The sequence below is a fragment of the Streptomyces sp. NPDC088350 genome (genome assembly GCF_044753545.1).
Classification (GTDB): domain Bacteria; phylum Actinomycetota; class Actinomycetes; order Streptomycetales; family Streptomycetaceae; genus Streptomyces.
Genome location: NZ_JBIVNL010000007.1, coordinates 579,985 through 599,514, shown reverse-complemented (window position 1 = coordinate 599,514; position 19,530 = coordinate 579,985). Strand labels below are relative to the sequence as shown.

Here is a 19,530-nt window from a genome sequence, read left to right as displayed (position 1 = left end):
CTGGTGTGCTGGTGCGGTGCGCTCAGGGGGTGGTCGAGCGCACTTCACGGTACGCCGCCACCGGTGCGGGCCGCGCATCGAGGGCGCCCCGGACCAGCAGGAACTGGGCCGCCGCATAGGTGAGCATGATCCAGAAGTCGGGCCGGGGCAGCTGCGGCCAGTCGGCGACGCCGGTCGCGATCAGGGTGTCGGAGAGCATGAAGAGCGGCCCGCCGAGCCCGGCGACAGGGCCGAGCCTGGTGGCCGCGGTGTACGCCATGGCGGTCAGAAGAGTGCTGTAGCCGGCGACGGGGACACGGAGGCCTGACGGCAGGTCGGGCCACAACAGGACGACCAGGGTGACGAGGGCGACCGCGTAGCCGACGGCGAGCAGCCCCACACGTGCGCGTGGCGGACCATGGCGCCGGAACTGGACGAGGTAGCAGACGTGACCGGCGGCGAAGGAGGCCATCCCGGCCATGAAGGCGGGGCCGGTGTCCGAGAGCAGCAGGACGTCGCCGCCCCAGCCGCACAGCAGGGCGGCGACCAGGAGCCGAGGGCCGCCCGCGCGGGCGGCGAACGCGGCGAGCAGCGGCATGATCAGCGGTTTGGTGACCAGATGGCCGGCGCGGAAGCCCACGACGAGGGAGACGAGGTCGAGGGCGGTGACGAGGACGAAGGCACCCGACAGCGCCCGGGACGCTCTCACGCGGCCACGGACTCCTCGGCCCGTTCCACCGCGGCCGCCGGTGTCCAGCCCGGTCCCCGGAACACCCGCCCCGCGCGCTCGCGCCAACTGGTCGCCGCCTTCAGGTCCTTGGCGATGGCGACGTACTCATGGGTGGCGACCTTGATCGGGTTGAATGTGTTGATGTTCTTCGTCAACCCATAGACGGGCCGCTCAACCTCTGGCACGAACGACCCGAAGAGCCGGTCCCAGACGATGAGGATGCCGCCGAAGTTGCGGTCCAGGTAGCCGCCTTGGGAGGCGTGGTGCACCCGGTGGTGGGACGGCGTATTGAAGACGAACTCAAACCAGCGGGGCATCTTGTCGATCCGCTCGGTGTGGATCCAGAACTGGTAGACGAGGTTCACGGAGGAGCAGAAGGCGAGTGCGGCGGGATGCACTCCCAGGGCGATGAGCGGGACGTAGAACGGCCATACCGTGAGGGTCGTCCAGGGCTGGCGCAGGGCCGTGGTGAGGTTGAACCTGCGGCTGGAGTGGTGGACGACGTGGCAGGCCCACAGGATGCGGATGACGTGGTGGCCGCGGTGGGACCAGTAGTAGAAGAAGTCCTGCCCGAGCAGCATCAGCGGGATCGTCCACCACAGGACGGGCACGCGCAGCGGCGTGAGTTCGTAGATCGCCGTGTAGACCGCGACGATCGGGATCTTCCAGAGGAAGTCGAAGACGAGGCTCCCGAGCCCCATGCCGACGCTCGTGGCGGCGTCCTTCGCCTCGTAGCCCGCCGCGTCCTCGTCGGGATGGACGCGCACGCCGATCATCTCGATCACCGTGAGCAGTACGAAGGCGGGTATCGACCAGAGCACGGCGTCGGGCAGGTTCGGCATGGGTGAACCGTAGGCCCGCGCATCGGCCACGACCAGACGTTGTTACCCACAAGTATTACCTGGGGTACGCGCTTGCTTGTTGGCGATCTCCGCCAACCGGTCACACCCCCGCCGCCCCCAGCAGTGTGCCCGCCGCATAGGTCACCGCCATCGCCAGCGCGCCACCGGCCACGTTCCGCACGATCGCCGGTTTCGGACCGGCCGCGCCGAGCCGTGCGCCGGCCCAGCCGGTGAGGACGAGGGCCGCCAGGGACGAGAGCACGGTGACGCCGAGGCGCCAGCCTGCCGGGGGCAGAACGATCGCCAGGAGGGGCAGCAGGGCGCCGGCCGTGAAGGACAGGAAGCTCGCCCAGGCCGCGTGCCAGGGGTTGGTGAGGTCGTCGGGGTCGATGTTGAGCTCCACGCGCGCGTGGGCGCGCAGGGCGTCGCGTTCCGTGAGCTGGGCCGCCGCTTCCATGGCCACCTCACGGGTCAGGCCGCGGTCCTGGAGGAGTTCGGTCAACTCCTCCAGTTCGGCCTCCGGTTGCTCCTTCAGCTCGCGCCTCTCCAGGGCCAGGGCGGCCTTCTCCGAGTCGCGCTGGGTGGAGACGGACACGTATTCCCCCGCCGCCATCGACATGGAACCGGCGAGGAGACCCGCGAGACCGGCCGTCAGCAGTGCCGAGCGGTCGTCCGTGGCACCGGCCACGCCGACGACGAGACCGGCGGTCGACAGGATGCCGTCGTTCGCGCCGAGGACCGCGGCCCGCAGCCAGTTCAGGCGGGAGCCGAGGCTGCCGTTGTGGGCCTCGGAGTGGGACTCGCCGTTGGTTTCCGTCACCCCCGGAGGATTCCACCCCGGGTGTCACCACACCCGTACCGACGCCCCTCGCGCGAACACCGGGCTCGTCGCGTCGGCCGGCGGTTCGGCGAGCGGCTCCGCGATCTCGCGTACCGTGGGGCCGACCTTCGCCGCGATCGGGTCCAGGACGTCGAGGTCGAAGCCGTACACGCGGGCCGCGTTGCCGCCGATCATCGCCGCGACCTCGTCGCGCGGCACGCGCGCGTAGGCGAAGCGGAGGCCCTCCCTGGAGTACGGGTACGTGCCCTCGTCGTGCGGATAGTCGCTCCCCCACATGATCTTCTCGATGCCGATGCGCTCGCGCAGGGGCACCTCATGGGGGCGCATGAAACTGGCGCCCACGAAGCAGTTGTCGCGCCAGACCTCCGACGGGCCCTTGCCCATCGAGGCGGCCAGCCCCGCGCCGAACTTGGACTCCGCCGTGGACGCCTTCGCCGCAGCCGCGACCAGACGCCCGTGGTAGTAGTCCAGCATGTCGAGCACCCCGGGTATCCAGCCGGAGCCCTGCTCGGTCAGCACCAGTTTCAGGTCCGGGTGCCGGCGGAAGGCGCCGCCGAAGATGAGGTGCCACAGGGCGCGGTGCGAGAACCATGTCGTCTCGACCATGTAGACCGCGCGGGCGGCCGGTTCGTCGCCGAGGGGCGGGGACGCCGAGCCCGCGTGGTGGTTGACGGGGACGCCGAGCTCCGCGCACACGGCCCAGATCGGGTCGTATGTCGACGAGTGGAGCTCCGGCAGTCCCGAGCCGGGTGGAGTACCGGGCAGCAACAGGCCGCCCCGGAGGCCCGCCGCGACGGCCCGGCGGATCTCCTGGACGGCCTCCTGGACGTCGTTCAGGAGGACCTGGAAGACACCCGCCCGCCGGCCCGGCGCAGCCCCGCAGAAGTCGGCCAGCCAGCGGTTGTGGGCGCGCAGACCGGCCCAGCGGCGCTCGAACTCCTCGGGCGTCGGCGCGGGCGCCATGAGCGAGCCGGACGGGAAGAACGGCGGGATGGTGTTCGGGAAGACGACCTCCGCGACGATCCCGTCCTGCTCCAGCTCCGCGATGCGCCGCTCGGAGTTCCAGTTCTTGTCGGCCGTGTCGGCGAGGAGATCCTCGTACGGGTTGACGTACGTGGCCGCCCACGCGTCGAACTCGTCGTGGTAGCGCTTCTCCAGGTAGGGCCGGTAGTCCAGGAGATCGGCGCCCGCGTGGCAGTCGGCCGAGACGACCGTGTACCGGTCCTCACTCACAGAGTCTGCAACGCTCATGGCGTCACCCCCAGCACAGGGAAGTCGTGGTCGGTCAGCCAGTGCCGGCCGACCTCGCGTGAACGCGCCCAGGACGCCGTCACGGCCTCCTGGTCGTCCTGCTGGCCGAGTTCGGCAGGGGTGGGGCCGATACGGCGGGCCAGCGGCTCCAGCGCCGCCGTGTCGAAGCCGAAGGCGTCCGCCGCCGCCAGGCCCAGCATGCGGCGGGTCTCGTCCACCGGGATGTCGTGGAACGTCCGCTTCAGCCACGCGCGCGTGTCGGGCCAGGTGCCCTCGGGGTGCGGGAAGTCGCTGCCCCAGAGGATGTTGTCGACGCCGATCTCGTAGCGCTGGGCCAGTTCGCGGCGCTTGGTGTTTGTGGCGCAGATGAAGATCTGCCGGTCGAGGTACTCGCTCGGCGGCCGTTTCAGCTCCGCGAAGGGGGAGAGCTTCTTGCCGCCGTGGGCGCCCAGGTAGAGGCGGTCCATGAACCACAGCTGGTTCGGCAGCCACCAGCAACCCGACTCCGCGACACCGAACTTGAGGCCCGGGTGGCGTTCGAAGACCCCGGACCACAGGAGGAACCACAGCGGCCGGGCGGGCCACCAGGTGACCTCGCTGACGTAGATGCCCAGGTGGTCGCCGTACTCGTGGCGGGGCGCGGCCCCGGAGTGGGTCAGTACGGGCATCGCGCACTCGGCGGCGGCTGCCCACACCGGGTCGTAACGGCGGTCGTGGTAGGGCTCCTTGTCGACCCACATGGAGGGGATCATCAGGGCGCCGAGCCCTGACTCCCTGGCACGGTGGATCTCCGCGACGACCTTCTCCGTGGGAGCCGTCACCGGCAACAGGGCGACCCCGCAGTGCCGTTGGGGGTTCTCGGAGACGAAGTCGGCGAGCCAGCGGTTGTGCGCCTGGGCGCCCGCCATGCCCAACTCGGGGTCCTGGTCCCCGGAGAGGCCGAGACCGACGCCGAAGGGCGCGGCGGTCCGGCTGTCCACGGCGTCGGCGTCCGGGAAGACCACCTCGGCGGCGACCCCGTCCCCGTCCAGCTCCTTGAGGCGCTGCGCGGTGTCCCAACCCCCGCGCAGGCCTTCCTCGTTGTCCTGGAACCACTTGGTGGCGAACGCCTCGTTGCGGATGCCGAGCCGGGTCATCTCCTCGCGGCGCCGGTCGCGCCCGGCGAGGAACTCGTCGAAGTCCCGGTGGAACCGGGCGTCCAGATAGGGCCGGTACTCCTCGGTGGGCAGTCCGGCATGGCAGTCGGAGGAGATGATCAGGTACGGCTCCTGGTCGGTCACAACGGCCCCCTCAGTCCAGGATGAAGCTTTCGAGGTACGACGGGTTCGCCCGGTCGAGCATCGAGGCCGCCCGGGCCCTGATCTGGGCGTCGCTGTGCTCGCTCTCGGGCAGCAGCCAGAAGCGGTCCGCGCGGATCCCGTCCACGACGAGGTCGGCGACCTCCTCGACGGGCGTGAAGGCGACCTCCTTGCCCGCCTCCCTCATCGCGGTCTCCCACTGGTCGAGGCTGCGGTAGGGCGTCCTCCGGGGGCGCTCCTTGGCGTACCGGTCGGGCCGGTTGCGGTGCGACTCCCACAGGCCCGTGCGCAGCATGTGCGGCCCCGGGAAGAGCACCGAGGCGCCCACGCGCGCGTGCTCCGCCCTGAGATGGGCGTACAGGGACTCGGTCATCGTCACGACGGCCGCCTTGGTGACCGCGTACACGGAGGCGGTCGGCAGCGGGGCGATACCGCCGTCCCCGGAGGACGTGTTGACGACATGACCGGGTTGATTCGACTTGATCATCCTCGGCACGAACGCCTGGATGCCGTGGAAGACGCCCCACACGTTGACGGCGAACGCCCACTGCCAGTCGTTCGGTTCGTGCTCCCACATCCGGCCCTCGGCACCCGAGCCGACCCCCGCGTTGTTACACAGGACATGGACGGCGCCGTACGTCTCGTACGCCGACTCGGCGAGATCCAGGACCTGTTGACGTACGCCGACGTCAACCACGCGCGCGTGCACGTCGGCACCGTCCGCGCGCAGATCGGCGGCGGCCTTGTCGAGGGCGCCCTGCTCCACGTCGGCGAGCACCACCTTGAGCCCGTCGGCCGCGAACCGCCGTGCCATCGCGAGTCCGATCCCGCTCGCGGCCCCGGTGACGACGGCGACCTGCCCCTCCGTCAGCTCCATCACACACTCCCCTCCGGCGGTCCGTCATGGATCTGCTGCGGGTCGTCGTAGCGCTGGTGGATGTACGGCAACAGGGCCCGCGCGTCGACCCGTTCGACGACCTTGCCGCGCTGGTCGCTGGCCTTCTCGCCGATGGTGATGTCGACGAGGGTGCGCACGGGGAGGTCGGCCACCGGGTCGTACATGGACTCGCGCAGGACGACGTCTCCGGTGACGCGCTCCAGTCGGCGGACCTTCTCGTTGCGCAGGCAGTGCACGAGCACGGGGTCGGCGTCGAAGCCCGAACCGTCCACCGCGGGAAGGAACTTGAAGTAGAAGTCGGTCTTCTGTGTCGGCCCGGGGAGGGGCAGTTCCTCGCCGACCGCGCCCCGGACCTCTACGAAGGCGATGCCGTGCCGGGCCAGGGAGGCGTGCACGACGAGACCCACCCGCTCGACGGTCACCTCGCCGAGTTTCTTGGGTTCGCCGAAGACCTCACGGCCGCCGGTGAGAGCCCGCTCGTGGGTCATCGGCATCACCAGTGGATACCAGCCCTCGACGCCCTCGTGCGCGGCGGCGACCGCGAACGAGCCGGCGCCCAGGGGATATCCGGTCAGTTCGACCTTGCTGATGTTCACACGGACCAGGGGCCGCCCGGTGGGTTTGAGGGGCGGCGGCAGGACCGCCGCGACCGCGTCCGGGTCGCTCTCCCAGACGGCCACCACACCGGTGGACCAGATGTCGGGGAGCTTGGAGCTCGCTGTGCGTGCGGCGGCGATCTCCGCCTCGGTCCGTGCGCCGTACCGTACGCGTGCCATACGCCGTACCGCCCTTCGTAGGCCGTCATCCGTCAGGCGGGCAGCACGCTTGCACCGGGCGGGCAAAAGGTCCATAGCCACGCGTGCGTGCGTTCGGCGGACCCGAACGGGTGGGCGGAACAAGGCACCTGAGGGACGGGGCTGTCAGTGACGGCCCGTATCCTCAGTGACCATGCTCGAAGACCACGCGCCCGCAGTGTCCGCAGCCACTCCGTGGCCGGCCGCGTATCCCCAGGGATACGCGGTCGTCGACGTGGAGACCACCGGCCTGGCCCGGGACGACCGGATAATCTCCGCGGCCGTCTACCGTCTGGACGCGCTCGGCGAGGTCGAGGACCACTGGTACACGATGGTCAACCCGGAGCGCGATCCCGGCCCCGTGTGGATCCACGGTCTGACGAGTGACGTACTGGAGGGCGCGCCCCTCTTCAAGGACATCGCCGAGGAGTTCGCGACCCGCCTGGAGGGCCGGGTGCTGGTCGCGCACAACGCGGTCTTCGACTGGCAGATGATCGCGCGGGAGTACGCGCGCGTGGCGATCGAGCCGCCGGTCCGTCAGCGGCTGTGCACCATCGCGCTCTCCAAGGAGCTGGCCCTGCCGCTGCCCAACCACAAGCTGGAGTCCCTCGCGGCGCACTTCGGTGTCGTGCAGCAGCGCGCGCACCACGCGCTGGACGACGCGCGCGTGCTCGCCGAGGCGTTCCGGCCGAGCCTGCGGGCGGCGGCGCAAACCGGCGTACGGCTGCCGTTGCACGAGTGCCGGCCGCTGACCGAGTGGACCGCCGACCGGCCCGCGCCCCGGATCGGGCACCAGGGGGGCGGCTACAGCGGCTACGGGGCGGGCAGTTGGCGCCCCGCGCGCAAGCGGCCCGCGTGCCCGTACCCGAACCCGGGGCGGTTCGAGGACGGCAGGCCGCTCAAGCAGGGCATGCGGATCGCGTTCTCCGGGGACACGTCCGTCGAGCGCGAGCTGCTGGAGGACCGGGCCGTGGAGGCCGGGCTGCATGTCGCGACGAGCCTGTCCCGGCTGACCAGCCTGCTCGTCACGAACGACCCGGACTCGGGCACCTCGAAGGTGCTCAAGGCCCGGCAGTTCGGCACCCCGGTGGTCGACGAGGCGGCCTTCGGGCAGCTCCTCCGGGATGTCGAGCAGGCGGACTGACCGTACGGACGGGTGATTGGGGCGCGACTCGCCCCGCGCCCGCTCGCCCGTGCCGGGTGGACGGCCCACCCTGTGGCGCATGGCGAGATGTGAAGTGTGCGGCAATGACTACGGCATGAGCTTCGAGGTGCACGCGCAGGGCGCGGTGCGGCAGGTCGAGTGCGCAAGGACAGGTAGCCAACGAGGCCCCCTGGCTGACGAGTTGAGCCGTGAGACCCCTCGTCAACAAGCCGAGGGCCTCACCTGAAATGCCTGGCGTTCAGTCACTGGGACGTCCGAAACCACATGCCGAACTGCAGGTCCATGTCATACCAGTCGGCCCAGCTGCGACCGGCCTCCGCCTCGGTCGACCAGGAACAACTGGTCGCCCTCGATGGTGTTGCCCCACAACAGCGCGCCTCCAGGCGACGGAAGCACCCGATGCGGAACCGCGCGAGAACCCATGAAGTCAGAGCGTCAAACGAGCGTCACCGCCAGGCTCGGGTGTTGACACAGGCGACGGCGTTCGCCGACGTGGGCAGGCGGTAACACCGCTCCCCGATGTCCGTGTCGCGCATCCTGGCCCCCGCTTCGCCGCCCAGGCGCCCGTCGTGTCCGTCGAGACCGGGACAGAGGGCAGGGCCAGCAGTCGCCGGTGAGCAGGGTGGACGGTCCTCGGTCTCTTCCCAGTCGGGGGGGTGCTCTTATCTCTTTGGTCAAGGTCTGTGTTCTTGATCAGGCGGCTTGTTCGTGTGTCGGCTCGTAGATGACGCGGTGTTTGAGCATGGCGTGCAGGACGTCGACCCGATGGAGGTGAAGGTGTTTCGAGATCGGGCTCCCGGTCAGAGGTACCGGTTCGCGCCGCTCAGCGCATTACCGCCCGAGTCAGGGCCGATGTGCTCACCGAGTCCGGGCTCAGATGCGTTGCACCCGACACCGGCTGTTCGGCGACGACCACGAAGCGGACGTTCGGGATGTGTCCGTCGACCAGACGGGACGCCACGGCGGAGCGGGCCCCGGTGCCCGTGGTGACGATCGTGGAGCAGCGGAGCTGGACGAGGGTGTTGACGTAGGCGGCGGCGTTCGCCGACGTAGGCAGGCGGTAACGCTGCACGACGATGTTCGTGTCGCGTGTCCTGGCCACCTTCTGCATCGCCGCCCAGGTGCCCGTCGTGTCCGTGTCAGTGGACGTCAGGAGACAGGCTCGGGTGGCGGTGTCGACGTGCGACACCGGCACGGGCGGCGTCGCGTCCTCGCTGGATTCCGAGGGCAGGAGCAGCGCCACGACACCGGCCACGGCCAGGAGCACTGCGACACCCGCGCCGAGAACGACCCACCACCGTTCACGAGACGGGCGGTGGGCACGGTCAGAAGCCTTCAAGATCACCGTCCTCGTCGAGCAGGCTCCGTTCTTCCTCGCGCCAGGATTCGAACGCGGCCGGCAGATCAAGCCGGGCCCCGAGCGGCGGACGGATGTCGCCCCTCACCAGGCGAAGCAGGAACTCCGCCATTCCCATGTCGTACTCGTGGTCCCGGCGGCGGTCCCTGGGCCTGACGACCACTCGCCACTTGTCGGGCTCACCGGCGCACCGCCAAAGGAAGTCGTCACCAGCTTCGTTCGACGCCCAGGTCAACGTCCCGTCAACCGGCGGCCACTGAACGCCGTAGAGCAGGTGGTCGCCGTATGGATAGCCGTCGAATGGGGGCGTAAGGATGCCGATCGAGTCGCTGATCGAACCCAGCCCGTACGCCGCGACAAAGTCGCGATAGTCAGCCGGGAGCTCCCATCCCGTCTCAGCGCGCAGAGCATCCCAGTCGACCGTGTCGCCGCCGTCCGAGGGCGGCTGCACAACCCGGCTCAGCTCTTCCACAGCCCAGTGCATGATGTCCTCTCGTATCGATCGGATCCGTTGGTCATGAGGTCGGGACATCCCTGCCGGTGCGCGTGTCCACCACGGTGCCCAGGTTGCGCCAGCCCCGTGGCGTGTTCATCAGGTTGGGCACGCTGCGTATCGTGGTTCCGACCAGGTTGCCATCTCGGTCCCAGGCTGTGGCCGTCATCTCGTACGCCTCCGGCGTGACGCGATTGCCCGAATATGTGGGGTGGACGGAGTACAGGACCGTCTCGCCCTTCTCCACTTGGGCCTGCACCTGGTTCTCGAATTGAACCATGTTGTCCATAGCTCCCAGACCACCTCGCTTCGGGTAGGCGTTGGCATCACGACCGCAGGTCGACAGGTTCCTCAGGTCGGTTCCGGAGCCGGAGAGCTGGCTACCGAGGAGGTGGCAGTTGTTCACCGACACCCGGGGCACGGCGCCGAGGTGTCGGGCGTATCGCCGGGCCCAGTCGTAGCCGGGCGGACGAGTGTCCTGGGTCGTGTCCGATCCCGGATGGTCGTCCAGATACTGCTCGGTGAGGCACGCCGTGACGCCTTGGGCCCGGTTGCCGTGCGATGTATCGGTGCTCTGATAGTCGACCCACCCGTCACCGTTCGTCGCGCAGGTGGACGACTCGTCGTCCCGTGGAGCGCAGGCGCCGGTCACCACGCAGACGGCAGCTGTCGTGAGCCCCGCAGCGACCGCCGAGGCCGCGTTGCGCACCGAGTTCCCAATGTTGATCTTTGTGGTCGGGGGCTCGGCAGCTGCCGAGATCGAGTGGACCTTCAGGGTCGACTTGCCGATGGACGCGGTGATCTTGATGGCGTGGGCGCGGATCGCCGCGCGGCGGGCGGCCTCGGCCGCTGCCGCAGCCGCCGCTGCCCTGGCCGCCGCCGCGGCCGCTTCCGCAGGGCTGACTCCGCCACCGCCGCAGGAGTAGCACGTGCCGCCGCCGGAGCCGCCTCCGCCGTTTCCGCCACCCCGGCCCGTGCTGGACGAGCCGCTGCTCTGGAGGGACTCGCAGAACGAGTAGGAATGGGTTTGGGCGCAGGTACGGCCGTGGGCGGCAGCGTGGCCGGCGGCGGCCGAGGAGGAGTAAGTGTGGCTGTGCGACGAGGAACTGGAGGAGGACAGGGCGTCGGAGATGGTCCTGGAAAGCGCCGAGCAGTACTCGATGCAGGTGCTGATCAGGGCCGCGCCCAGGAGGTAGGCGCCCTCCGCTTCTCCGATGCACGCGTCCCAGAAGCAGTGCCCGCTCGGGTCCGTCCCGGTCATCGGCGTGTCGTTCGCGTAGGCGTAGTCGTTCGCGTTGGCGCTGTCCCCGACCGCCGGATTGTCCACCGTGTCCGCCGAGTCGAAGCCCCCCGTCCCCGGGCTGTACCAGCGGGCGTGCATGTTCACGTTGCCTGTCGCCGGGTCGGTGTACTCGCTCTGGTAGCCGGCGCTGCCGGTCAGGGTGGAGGCGGTGGTCGTGCCCCACGGGTCGTAGCTCGCCGAGCCGGTCAGGGTGGTGCCGGTCGCCGTGAACTGGCCGATGACGTCCGTGTGCAGGTCGGTCCAGGCCAGGGTGGCGCCGGTCGCCGAGGACTCGCCTGTCAGGGCGCCCGACGGGTCGCGGCTGTAGGTGCTCGTGCCGTCGGAGGCGACCGTGTTGTCGGTGCCGGAGTAGGCGAGCGTGGTCGAACCGGCGGCGATGGCGCGGCCCAGCGCGTCGTACGTGTAAGTCGTGGCACCGGCCGTGACCTGCTGGCCGTAGGCGTCGAAGGTGTATGGCGTGGAGCCCTTTGCCGAGAGGGTGCCGCGGGCCGTGTAGCTGTAGTTGAGCGTGCCGTCGGAGGTCAGCTGGTCCCGGGCGTTGTACGTGTACGTCGTCGCGCCCGCGGTCAGGCGGTTGCCGTCGGCGTCGTAGGTGTAGCCGGTGGTCGCGGAGCCCGAGGTCCAGGACGTGAGGCGGTTCGCGTAGTCGTAGGCGTACGAGTTCGTCGAGGCGCCCTGGACGCCGGTCGTGGTCTTGGTGGTGAGGTTGTCGTTCTTGTCCCAGTCGTAGGCGACCTTGGCGACCGTCGTGCCGGAGGCTGTGGCCAGGATGTCGGAGGTCAGCCGGTGCAGGGTGTCGTAGCCGTAGTTGCGCACGTCGCCCGCCGAGCCGTAGGTGACCGACCTGGGCTGGGAGAGGGAGTTGTACTGGTAGGTCAGGGTGGTGCCCGTCGACGCGTCGGTGTCGGTGTTCAGGCGGCCGTCCGTGTCGTACGTGTACGTGTTCGTGCCCGAGGCATCCGTCCTGGTCGCCGGGCTCTCGTCGGCGTTGTAGGTGAAGGACGAACTGCCCGCCTGGCCGGACGTGGTGAGGACGTCGCCGAGCGCGTTGGTGTCGTAGTACTCCGAGATGCCGCCGACCGCCGAGGCGACCAGGTGGCCGTTCAGGGAGTACGTGAAGTGGCGGTCGGCGGTGGTGGCGTCGGCGCCCGTGCCGGTCTGGGCGGTCAGGTCGTCGAGGGCGTCGTAGGTGTTGGTGAGGGTGACGCCGCCGGGGTCGGTCTCGGTGACGAGTCGGCCGCGCTCGTCGTAGGCGTAGGCGGTGGTCCGGTCGGCGTCGCCGGTGTACCCGGTGACGGCCGGGATCTCCTTGCTCGCGGGCAGGCCGAGGGAGTTGTACGTGTAGTACGTGGTGTCGCCGTTGCCGTCGGTGTACGCGGTCTGGTGTCCGGCGACGTCGTAGCCGTACGTGGTGACGATCGAGGCGCTGTCGGTGACCGGCTCGGTCTGCTTGGTCAGGTCGCCCACGGCGTCGTACTCGTAGCTGGTGGTGTGCTGGCGGGCGTCGGTCGTCGTCCGCAGTTCGCCGTCGTCGGTGTAGGTCGCCGACGTCGAGGACAGCACCGAGCCGCCGGCGTCCAGGTTCGCGGTGGCGGTCTTGCGGCCGGCCGCGTCGTAGGTCGCGGTCTGCGCGGTCTGGTCCGGCAGGGCGGTCTTGATGACGTCGTCGCGCAGGTCGTAGGTGTAAGTGGTGGTGTCGCCTGTGGTGTCGGCGGCCGTGTGAGTGCGGCCCAGCGCGTCGTAGGTGTATTTCGCGCTGACGCCGCTCGCCGAAGTGGTGTTCGCGACCTGGCCCGCGGTGTTGTAGGCGGTGTCGGTCTCCTGCTTCGTCTGCGCGCTGGTGGAGGTGTACACGTACGTCCAGGTGCTGCTGTCCCGGCCCAGGTCGTCGTAGCTGTGGTGGGTGACGGCGCCGTAGGGGGAGGTCTCGGTCAGGCGGTCGCCGGCGAGGTCGTAGGCGTAGGTGAGGGTGCCGCGGGTGGCAGTGCCGGAGATGCTGATCGCCGGGTTGGTCTGCTGGACCAGGTCGCCCAACTGGTCGTAGGCGTAGTCGGTTTCACCCTTGGCGTCGGTCTCGGTCAGGACGTCGCCGGAGGCGTCGTAGGTCCAGGCGGTGGTGGCGGAGGTGCCGTTGTACGACGGGAGGGTGGTACCGGTCCTGCGGCCGTCGCGGTCGTAGGCGGTGGCCGTGATGTGGCCGTTCGCGTCCTCGGCCGCGGTGCGGTCACCGAAGGTGTCGTAGCCGTTGATCGTGACGGGGTAGAGGGTGGCGGTCGCGCCGGTGCCGGGTGTGGTCGTGGTGATCGCCGGGCTCGTGGTCGTGGTCGGCCGGCCGGCCTCGTCGTTGGCGTACGTCGTGACGTTGTTCAGCGCGTCGGTCGCGGTGACCTTCAGGCCGCGCTCGTCGTAGGTGGCCTTGGTGGTGAGGGTGAGGGAGCTGGAGACGTACTGAGCGGCCGACAGCGGGTCACCGGCCGCGTCGTAGGTGTACGTCCACTTCTGTTCCGGGTCGCCCGCCGCGTCGGTCTGCGTCGAGGTCAGGGCCCGGGAGTCGTCGTCGAAGGTGTAAGCGGTGGTCCGCGCCAGGCCGGAGGGGTCCGTCGTGGTGGCCGTGGTGCGGTCGGCCGCGTCGACCGTGTACGACGTGGTGAGTGTTCCGTCAGCGGTGGTCTTCGCAGTGAGGTTGGCCGCATCGTCGTAGGAGTCCTGCTCGGCGACGTCGGTCGTGCCCGAGGAGCCGGTGCGGGTGATCTGTTGGGTCAGCCCGTTGTCGTAGTAGGTGTAGGTGGTGGTGACGCCGATGCCGTCGGTGATCGTGTGCAGGCGGCCGCCCGCGTCGTAGGTCCGCTGCTCCAGCAGCTTGGCGGCGGCCGTCTGTGAAGTGGCCGAGGAGCCGGTGTAGTTGGTGAGCGTCGTCGTGAGCAGGTTGCCGTTGGCATCGTGGGTGAAGGCGTAGACCTGGCCGTCGGCGTCGGTCTCGCCCTGCTTGTTGCCGTAGGCGTCGTAGGTGAAGGCGGTGGTGTGCTGCTCGGGGTCGGTGACGGTCTTCGGTTCGCCGAAGTCGTTGTAGACGGTGCTCGTGGTGCGGGCGGTGTCGCCGCCGGTGGTGTCGGAGACGGTGCTGGTGAGGGTGTTGCCGTCCGCGTCGTAGGTCCTGGTCGTGAGGGCCGTGTGGACGATGGCCTGGTTGACGGCGTACGTCGTGCCGGGGTCGAGTTCGGTGAGGACGCCGCCCAGCGGGTCGTAGGTGTAAAGGGTGACCAGGCCGGCCGGGTAGGTGTCGGAGATCTCGGTCTTCGTCAGGACGTGGCCGAGCTGGTCGTAGGTGTAGCGGGTGACCAGGCCCAGCGGCGAGGTCTCCTGGGCGAGATCACCGTTCGCGTAGTAGGAGTACGACGTCGCCGCGCCGCCCGGTGTCGTCGTCGAGGCCAGCAGGCCGCCCGGGGCGTAGATACCGGTGACCCAACTGGGCGTGCTGGAGCTGGTGTACGTCTTCTTCGTCGTCAGGCCCGCGCTGTGGCCGGTGACCGCAGGGGTCGTCGTGGTGAGCGGATTGCCGTTGGTGTCATAGGTGTTGACGGTCTGGTACGTCGTGTCCGACGAGCTGGACGAGCGGCCGTCCGAGGAGGTCAGCAGCTGGTCGTTGCGCGGGTCCGTATCGGAGTTGGCGTTGAGGTAGTACGTGAAGTACGACGTCGAGCACTTCGAGGCGGACTGGTCCTGGCAGGTCGTGCGGGAGACCACGTCGCCGCGGGAGTTGTGGCCGGTGGTGGTCACGTTCCCGTTGCCGTCGGTGGTCGTGTAGAGGAAGCCGGAGGTGTCGTAGCCGTAGGACGTGGTGGCTCCGGTGCCGTCCGTGTCGGTCAGGATCCGGCCGCCGTCGGACAGGTCGTAGGTGCTGGTCAGGGTGTTGTTGCCGGGGTCGGTGACGGCGACGGACTCGGTGGCGATGGTGCCGGTGGACTGCTTGTAGGCGTTCCACTGGGTGGCGACCTGAGCGGACGTCAGATTGTGGTCGTAGAAGGCGGCTTCCGCGATCGAACCCTTGAAGTGGCTGACGATTCCGGGCGAGTCGATCCAGTTCTTGGCGAAGCCCGCGCCGATGTAGGTGATGCTGTTGGACTGGTCGGCCGGGGTGCCGGAGAAGGTGTCCTGCTTCGTACCGTCGAGGAACAGCGCCTGGCTGTCGACGTCGCAGCTGAGCACCGCGTAGTGCCACGCGTTGTCGGTGACCGTCCCGGTGGATCCGAAGTCGGCGCTGCCCGAGCCGCTCACGCTCCACCAGTGGCCGTGCAGCTTGCCGTCGGATCCGACGTAGAGGACGGGCGTCCAGGTGCCGGAGGCGTCCGTGGCCCCGTCGATCGCGGTGGACTGGTCGCCGACCAGCACGCCGGAGGTGGAGGTCTTGAACCAGATGCCGATGCTTCGCTTGGTGTCGGTGTGCAGCGGGTCGGCCGGTACGGAGACGTACGAGCTCGTCCCGTCGAAGGAGGCCGCCGTACTCGCGGTGCTGTCCTTCGCACTGAACGGACCGCTCACGCCGAGCGTGACGTTGTTGTACGTTCCGTCGCCGCCGTTGACCTCGTCCGCCGCGTAGGTGGCCGCGCCGCCGGTGTTGTCGTCGCCCAACTGCCAGTACCCGGCGGGGTCCGCGCCGAGCACCGTACCCCGGTAGACCGCGCTGGAGCCCGCCACGGCCGGCGTGCCGAGCTTCCAGGTGCCGCCCTTCTCGTCGGTGACCTGGGTCAGACGGTCGGCGTCGGTGTCGTAGGACACGGCCGCGGTGGTGCGCCCGGCGGGGCTGGACGCCTTGGTGAGCAGGGCCGCGCTCGCGGTGCCGTCGGCGTACAGGTCGTCGACCTGGGAGGCGGTGATCGGGTGACTGTAGAAGGAGACGTCGGAGATGGAACCGGTGAAGTAGCTGACATCACCGGGCGAGTCGAGCCAGGAGGTGGCGAATCCGGCGCCGATGTAGGTGTAGGCGTTGTCCTGGTCGTCCGGGGTGCCGGAGAAGGTGTCCTGCTTGGTGCCGTCCAGGTAGAGGGTCTGGGTGCTGCCGTCCGAGCTGAGCACGGCGTGGTGCCAGGTGCTGTCGGTGACCGTGCCGGTCGAGCCGAAATCGGCACTGCCCGAGCCGCTGACGCTCCACCAGTGGCCGTGCAGCTTGCCGTCCGAACCCACGTACAGGACCGGGGTCCAGGTACCGGAGGCCGCGGTACCGGCGACCGCCTTGGACTGGTCGCCGATCAGGACGCCCTTCTTCGACGTCTTGAACCACAGGGACAGGGCGCGGGTGGTGCTGGCGTGCAGCAGCCCGGCCGGGACCTTCGCGTAGCCGGTGCCGGCGAGAGTCAGGGCCGTCGCCGTCGAGCCGGTGAGCGGGCCGGTGCCGCTGCCGAGCGTGGCGTTCTTGTAACTGCCCGCGTCCGTCTGCTCGTTGGCCAGGGCCGAGGAGGCCGCGGTGGTGCTGCCGGACGGCTCGTCGAGGCGCCAGTATCCGCTGGGGCCGGCGTCCAGAGCGGCGGAGGGGTAGTTGGAGCCCGCGATGTAGGTGTAGGCGTAGCAGGAGGTCGACGCCGTGGAGGGGCTCGTGGTGGACGGCGGGCACACGGCGGTGAGTTGGTCGCCCGTGTAGCCGTACGTCCACAGCGCGGCGGTCGTGGCGTCACCGCTGGTGGCGGCGTCGGTGGTGACCGTGTGGACGTGGTAGTGCGCGGCGCCCGAGGGCTTGCTCCAGGTGAAGGTCAGGGTGCGGGCGGAGACGTCGTTCTTGATGGTGCTCAGCCGGTAGGAGGAGTCGTAGGTGAGCGTCTCGGTCAGCCCGGCATGCGTCTTGATCTTCGACAGCAGCCAGATGTTGGTGCCGCCCGCGGTGTCGAACGTGTACGTCGTGCCCGAGGTCTCGGTCAGCGAGTAGCCGGCGGACAGCGCCTTGAACGTGCCGTAGGTGCCGGTCGGCGAGGTGTACCCGGAGGACGAATAGCCCCAGCGTTCCTGCTCGCCGCCGTCATCGGTGACCACCACGTTCTTGGAACCGTCGTCGTCCATCACGGCCCGCATGTCGGCCAGCGCCGACCAGCCCGCGCCGAAGGCTCCCGCGGTGCTGGTGTCCAGGGAGTTGTAGGAGCGCGTCACCTCCAGGGACGGGCCGACGGTCGAGACGGAGGCGTCGGTGGCGGAGGTGGTGTAGTTGCCGGCCTCCTCGTCGTAGCCGTGACCGCCGTTCTGCGCCAGCCGGGAGGCGACCAGTGGCTGCGCCACCAGCGTCGACAGGGGCTGGCTGCTGCTCGTGGTCGTCGTCCAGCCGTCGTATGCCGACACCGTCCAGTAGTACGACGTCGACCAGTCCAAGTCCCCTGACGGGACAGTCCACTTGCCGGACGTCTGCCAGCCGGAGGTGTCGAGCTGCTTGCCCGCCGAGGAGTACAGCGCGAAGTCGTACTTCAGCGGAGAGGTGGGCCAGGAGTCGGGGTCGACGGCCTTGACCTGCAACTGCGGGCGAAGGGAGGGAGAGGTGAAGTTCGCCTTGGGATAGGTGTGTTCGAGGTCCGGCGCGGAGTTCTTGCTGTACGTCACCGTGACGTACGGGGAGTGCGAGTCGACCTGGTCGGAGTCGAACTTCTTCCACTGACTCGAGCTGGTCCCCGAGGAGAACACGGACAGGCCGTAGTTGCTGGTCTGGCCCAGGGCGATCTTCTGGAAGTAGTCCGTGTCCAGACTGGTGGTCTGCCACTGGCCGGTGCCGGTGGACACCGAGGTGTTCCCGCACACCGTGTCGGACACCGTGCCCGACCAGGTGCCTATGGAGGCGGCCGTCGCCGGCCTGTCCGACCAGGACTTCTGGCCGGTCACCCACCACTGCTGCGTGATCGGCATGACGTGGTACGACGTGGAGGAGCTGCACGTGTACGCCCACACGTCGAAGAGGTGCAGGTCGGCGGCGGTGATGTGGTAGCCGTCGGTGTCCGGCAGCCCGAGGAACTTCATGAACGCCTGACCGATGTACGCGCCGCCGTCCGGGGTACCGACGCGCATGATCGTGTCCGACGAGTAGTCGGCGGTGTTCGGGTAGTAGACGTACGTCGTGAGGTTCTGGCCGGCGGTGGACACCGTCATCGTCGGGTCCACCGTCACCGGGAAGGCGATGTCGGAGCCGGCGAGCCAGGAGGGGTCCAGCGACATCTTCACGGCCGGGGTGCCGTCGACGTCGGTGACGCTGTACGTCATGGCCCAGTTGTCGTGGGACTCACCGGTGGCCGGGTCGACGTAGGAGTCACGGGCGAACGGCTGGGGCAGGGTCGCGGCGACCGTACCGCTGCCGTCGACCAGCTCCACGGTGCCGTCGGACGCCGTGGTCAGCGTGAGGCCCTTGAGGGACATCGGGAAGACCCAGCTGGTCGGCGCGTTCGCCGAGGTCAGGACCAGGGACTCCTTCACGCCGTCGGCGGTCGGCGCGAGGACGAGGTTCGTGTTGGTCAGGACACCGTCGTACTCGATGCCTGAGCCGGAGTCGGAGGCGGTGCCGGTCACGGCGTTCGCGCCGGCCAGCGACCAGGACACCGACTCGGAGTCGGAGACGGTCAGGGTCGCCAGCTCGCCCTGCGCCGAGGTCCCGGAACTGACGGTCGGGCTGGGGGCGGCTGTCGTCGGGTCATCGGCGGCGACGACCTGAAGGGCGGAGGCGGTCTTCCAGGTCAGGGCGGCGGGCACGACCGACCCCGCACCACTCTCCGCCCGCAGCGCGGACTGCCGTACGGAAGTGTCCGTCCCCGTGGAGGACGCGAAGGACACACCGAGGGAGTTCGCCTTCTCGTGCCAGCGGCCGTCGGCACCCTTCGCGACGGCGGTATCGATGGACTTCCAAGTACCGGAAGAATCAGGGTAGTTGATCCTGGACTGCGACATCTTCCGGGTGAAGGACCCGTCGACGTTCTGGAAGTAGTCGAACTGTGCACCGGACTTCGCGGCCACGCGCTTGCTCGTCTTCGCGTTGAAGCCCACGGCCGCGTCGCCGGAACGTTCCTTCTTGGCCTGGGTGCTCGGCGCCTTCCAGGCCGCCAGCTGGCCCTTGCCCTTGCCCGGCGCCTTCCCGGAAGGCCGTCCCCTGCCGGCCTTCGCGGCGCGTACGTCGTGGGCCGAACCGGTCTTCGACCGAGGCCCCGAACCGTCCGAGCCCGACAGCCACTTCCACACCTGGCCCAGCCCCGCGCCCAGCGAAGCCGACGGACGCGCCGCCGCGTAGGCCGCGCCTCCCTCCTGAGCCCAGAAGGACACCAACAACGGCACCACAGCCAGCCACACACGCCACCGCGACAGCGGACGCACCCCACCCACCGACCCTTTACGCATCGCATCACGACAGGAGCAGCCGATGCATCAGGTCATCCCCGTGATCACGCAAGCTGCGGCACCAAGTTGTAAGCGCAGCGTGAAGACAGAGACAAGATCTCTTGTGGCGACCTGTAGAGCCCCTTTACCAAGCCGGGAGGCAAACCACAGGATCGCGGCCCTCCGTTCACCGTGCCGCCACTCCGGAGTCATGTACGCAACGGGCGCTCCAGCGACCTCCTGCACCCCCA

11 protein-coding genes are annotated in these 19,530 nt (G+C 69.3%); 1 reads left to right on the top strand and 10 read right to left on the bottom strand.

What is annotated here, in order from left to right:
* Nucleotides 1-22: 22 nt before the first annotated feature.
* The 7 genes from ACIQBL_RS27380 to ACIQBL_RS27350 all read right to left on the bottom strand — a co-directional run bounded on the left by ACIQBL_RS27380 (nt 23) and on the right by ACIQBL_RS27350 (nt 6,615).
* Nucleotides 23-688, bottom strand: a complete 666-nt coding sequence (locus ACIQBL_RS27380; protein ID WP_401945704.1) for a lysoplasmalogenase — start codon at nt 686-688, stop codon at nt 23-25.
* Nucleotides 685-1,551, bottom strand: coding sequence for a sterol desaturase family protein (locus tag ACIQBL_RS27375; RefSeq protein WP_401945703.1), 867 nt, complete (start codon nt 1,549-1,551; stop codon nt 685-687). The genes ACIQBL_RS27380 and ACIQBL_RS27375 overlap by 4 nt, the downstream gene beginning before the upstream one ends.
* A gap of 100 nt (nt 1,552-1,651) precedes the next feature.
* Nucleotides 1,652-2,371, bottom strand: a complete 720-nt coding sequence (locus ACIQBL_RS27370; protein WP_401945702.1) for a VIT family protein — start codon at nt 2,369-2,371, stop codon at nt 1,652-1,654.
* A 24-nt stretch (nt 2,372-2,395) separates the two neighbouring features.
* Nucleotides 2,396-3,643 (bottom strand): amidohydrolase family protein, encoded by a 1,248-nt coding sequence (locus tag ACIQBL_RS27365; protein WP_401945700.1) that lies wholly within the window; start codon nt 3,641-3,643, stop codon nt 2,396-2,398.
* Complete coding sequence (locus tag ACIQBL_RS27360) at nt 3,640-4,923, bottom strand: amidohydrolase family protein (RefSeq protein ID WP_401945698.1); 1,284 nt, start codon at nt 4,921-4,923, stop codon at nt 3,640-3,642. The genes ACIQBL_RS27365 and ACIQBL_RS27360 overlap by 4 nt, the downstream gene beginning before the upstream one ends.
* A 10-nt stretch (nt 4,924-4,933) precedes the next feature.
* A complete protein-coding gene (locus ACIQBL_RS27355) occupies nt 4,934-5,818 on the bottom strand; it encodes an SDR family NAD(P)-dependent oxidoreductase (protein WP_401945697.1) in 885 nt (294 codons plus the stop codon).
* Nucleotides 5,818-6,615, bottom strand: coding sequence for an acetoacetate decarboxylase family protein (locus ACIQBL_RS27350; RefSeq protein WP_401945695.1), 798 nt, complete (start codon nt 6,613-6,615; stop codon nt 5,818-5,820). The genes ACIQBL_RS27355 and ACIQBL_RS27350 overlap by 1 nt, the downstream gene beginning before the upstream one ends.
* Nucleotides 6,616-6,787: 172 nt before the next feature.
* On the opposite strand from ACIQBL_RS27350, the gene ACIQBL_RS27345 reads away from it, so the two are divergent.
* Nucleotides 6,788-7,777, top strand: coding sequence for a DEDDh family exonuclease (locus tag ACIQBL_RS27345; protein ID WP_401945693.1), 990 nt, complete (start codon nt 6,788-6,790; stop codon nt 7,775-7,777).
* Nucleotides 7,778-8,621: 844 nt separating this feature from the next.
* Here ACIQBL_RS27345 and ACIQBL_RS27340 read toward each other — a convergent pair.
* From ACIQBL_RS27340 to ACIQBL_RS27330, 3 genes are read right to left on the bottom strand one after another with little or no spacing between them, the layout of a single operon-like run.
* Nucleotides 8,622-9,065 carry a hypothetical protein gene (locus ACIQBL_RS27340; protein ID WP_401945691.1) on the bottom strand — a complete coding sequence of 148 codons (444 nt, stop codon included), beginning with the start codon at nt 9,063-9,065 and terminating at the stop codon, nt 8,622-8,624.
* Nucleotides 9,066-9,123: 58 nt separating this feature from the next.
* Nucleotides 9,124-9,627 (bottom strand): hypothetical protein, encoded by a 504-nt coding sequence (locus ACIQBL_RS27335; protein WP_401945690.1) that lies wholly within the window; start codon nt 9,625-9,627, stop codon nt 9,124-9,126.
* A gap of 43 nt (nt 9,628-9,670) precedes the next feature.
* Nucleotides 9,671-19,225 carry a LamG-like jellyroll fold domain-containing protein gene (locus tag ACIQBL_RS27330; protein WP_401945688.1) on the bottom strand — a complete coding sequence of 3,185 codons (9,555 nt, stop codon included), beginning with the start codon at nt 19,223-19,225 and terminating at the stop codon, nt 9,671-9,673.
* Between the last annotated feature and the right edge of the window lie 305 nt (nt 19,226-19,530).

Bases quoted from the DNA above. Each gene is read 5' to 3' on its own strand.
- ACIQBL_RS27365 (WP_401945700.1), bottom strand. From the start codon at position 3,643: ATGAGCGTTGCAGACTCTGTGAGTGAGGACCGGTACACGGTCGTCTCG.
- ACIQBL_RS27355 (WP_401945697.1), bottom strand. From the start codon at position 5,818: ATGGAGCTGACGGAGGGGCAGGTCGCCGTCGTCACCGGGGCCGCGAGC.
- ACIQBL_RS27345 (WP_401945693.1), top strand. From the start codon at position 6,788: ATGCTCGAAGACCACGCGCCCGCAGTGTCCGCAGCCACTCCGTGGCCG.
- ACIQBL_RS27375 (WP_401945703.1), bottom strand. From the start codon at position 1,551: ATGCCGAACCTGCCCGACGCCGTGCTCTGGTCGATACCCGCCTTCGTA.
- ACIQBL_RS27350 (WP_401945695.1), bottom strand. From the start codon at position 6,615: ATGGCACGCGTACGGTACGGCGCACGGACCGAGGCGGAGATCGCCGCC.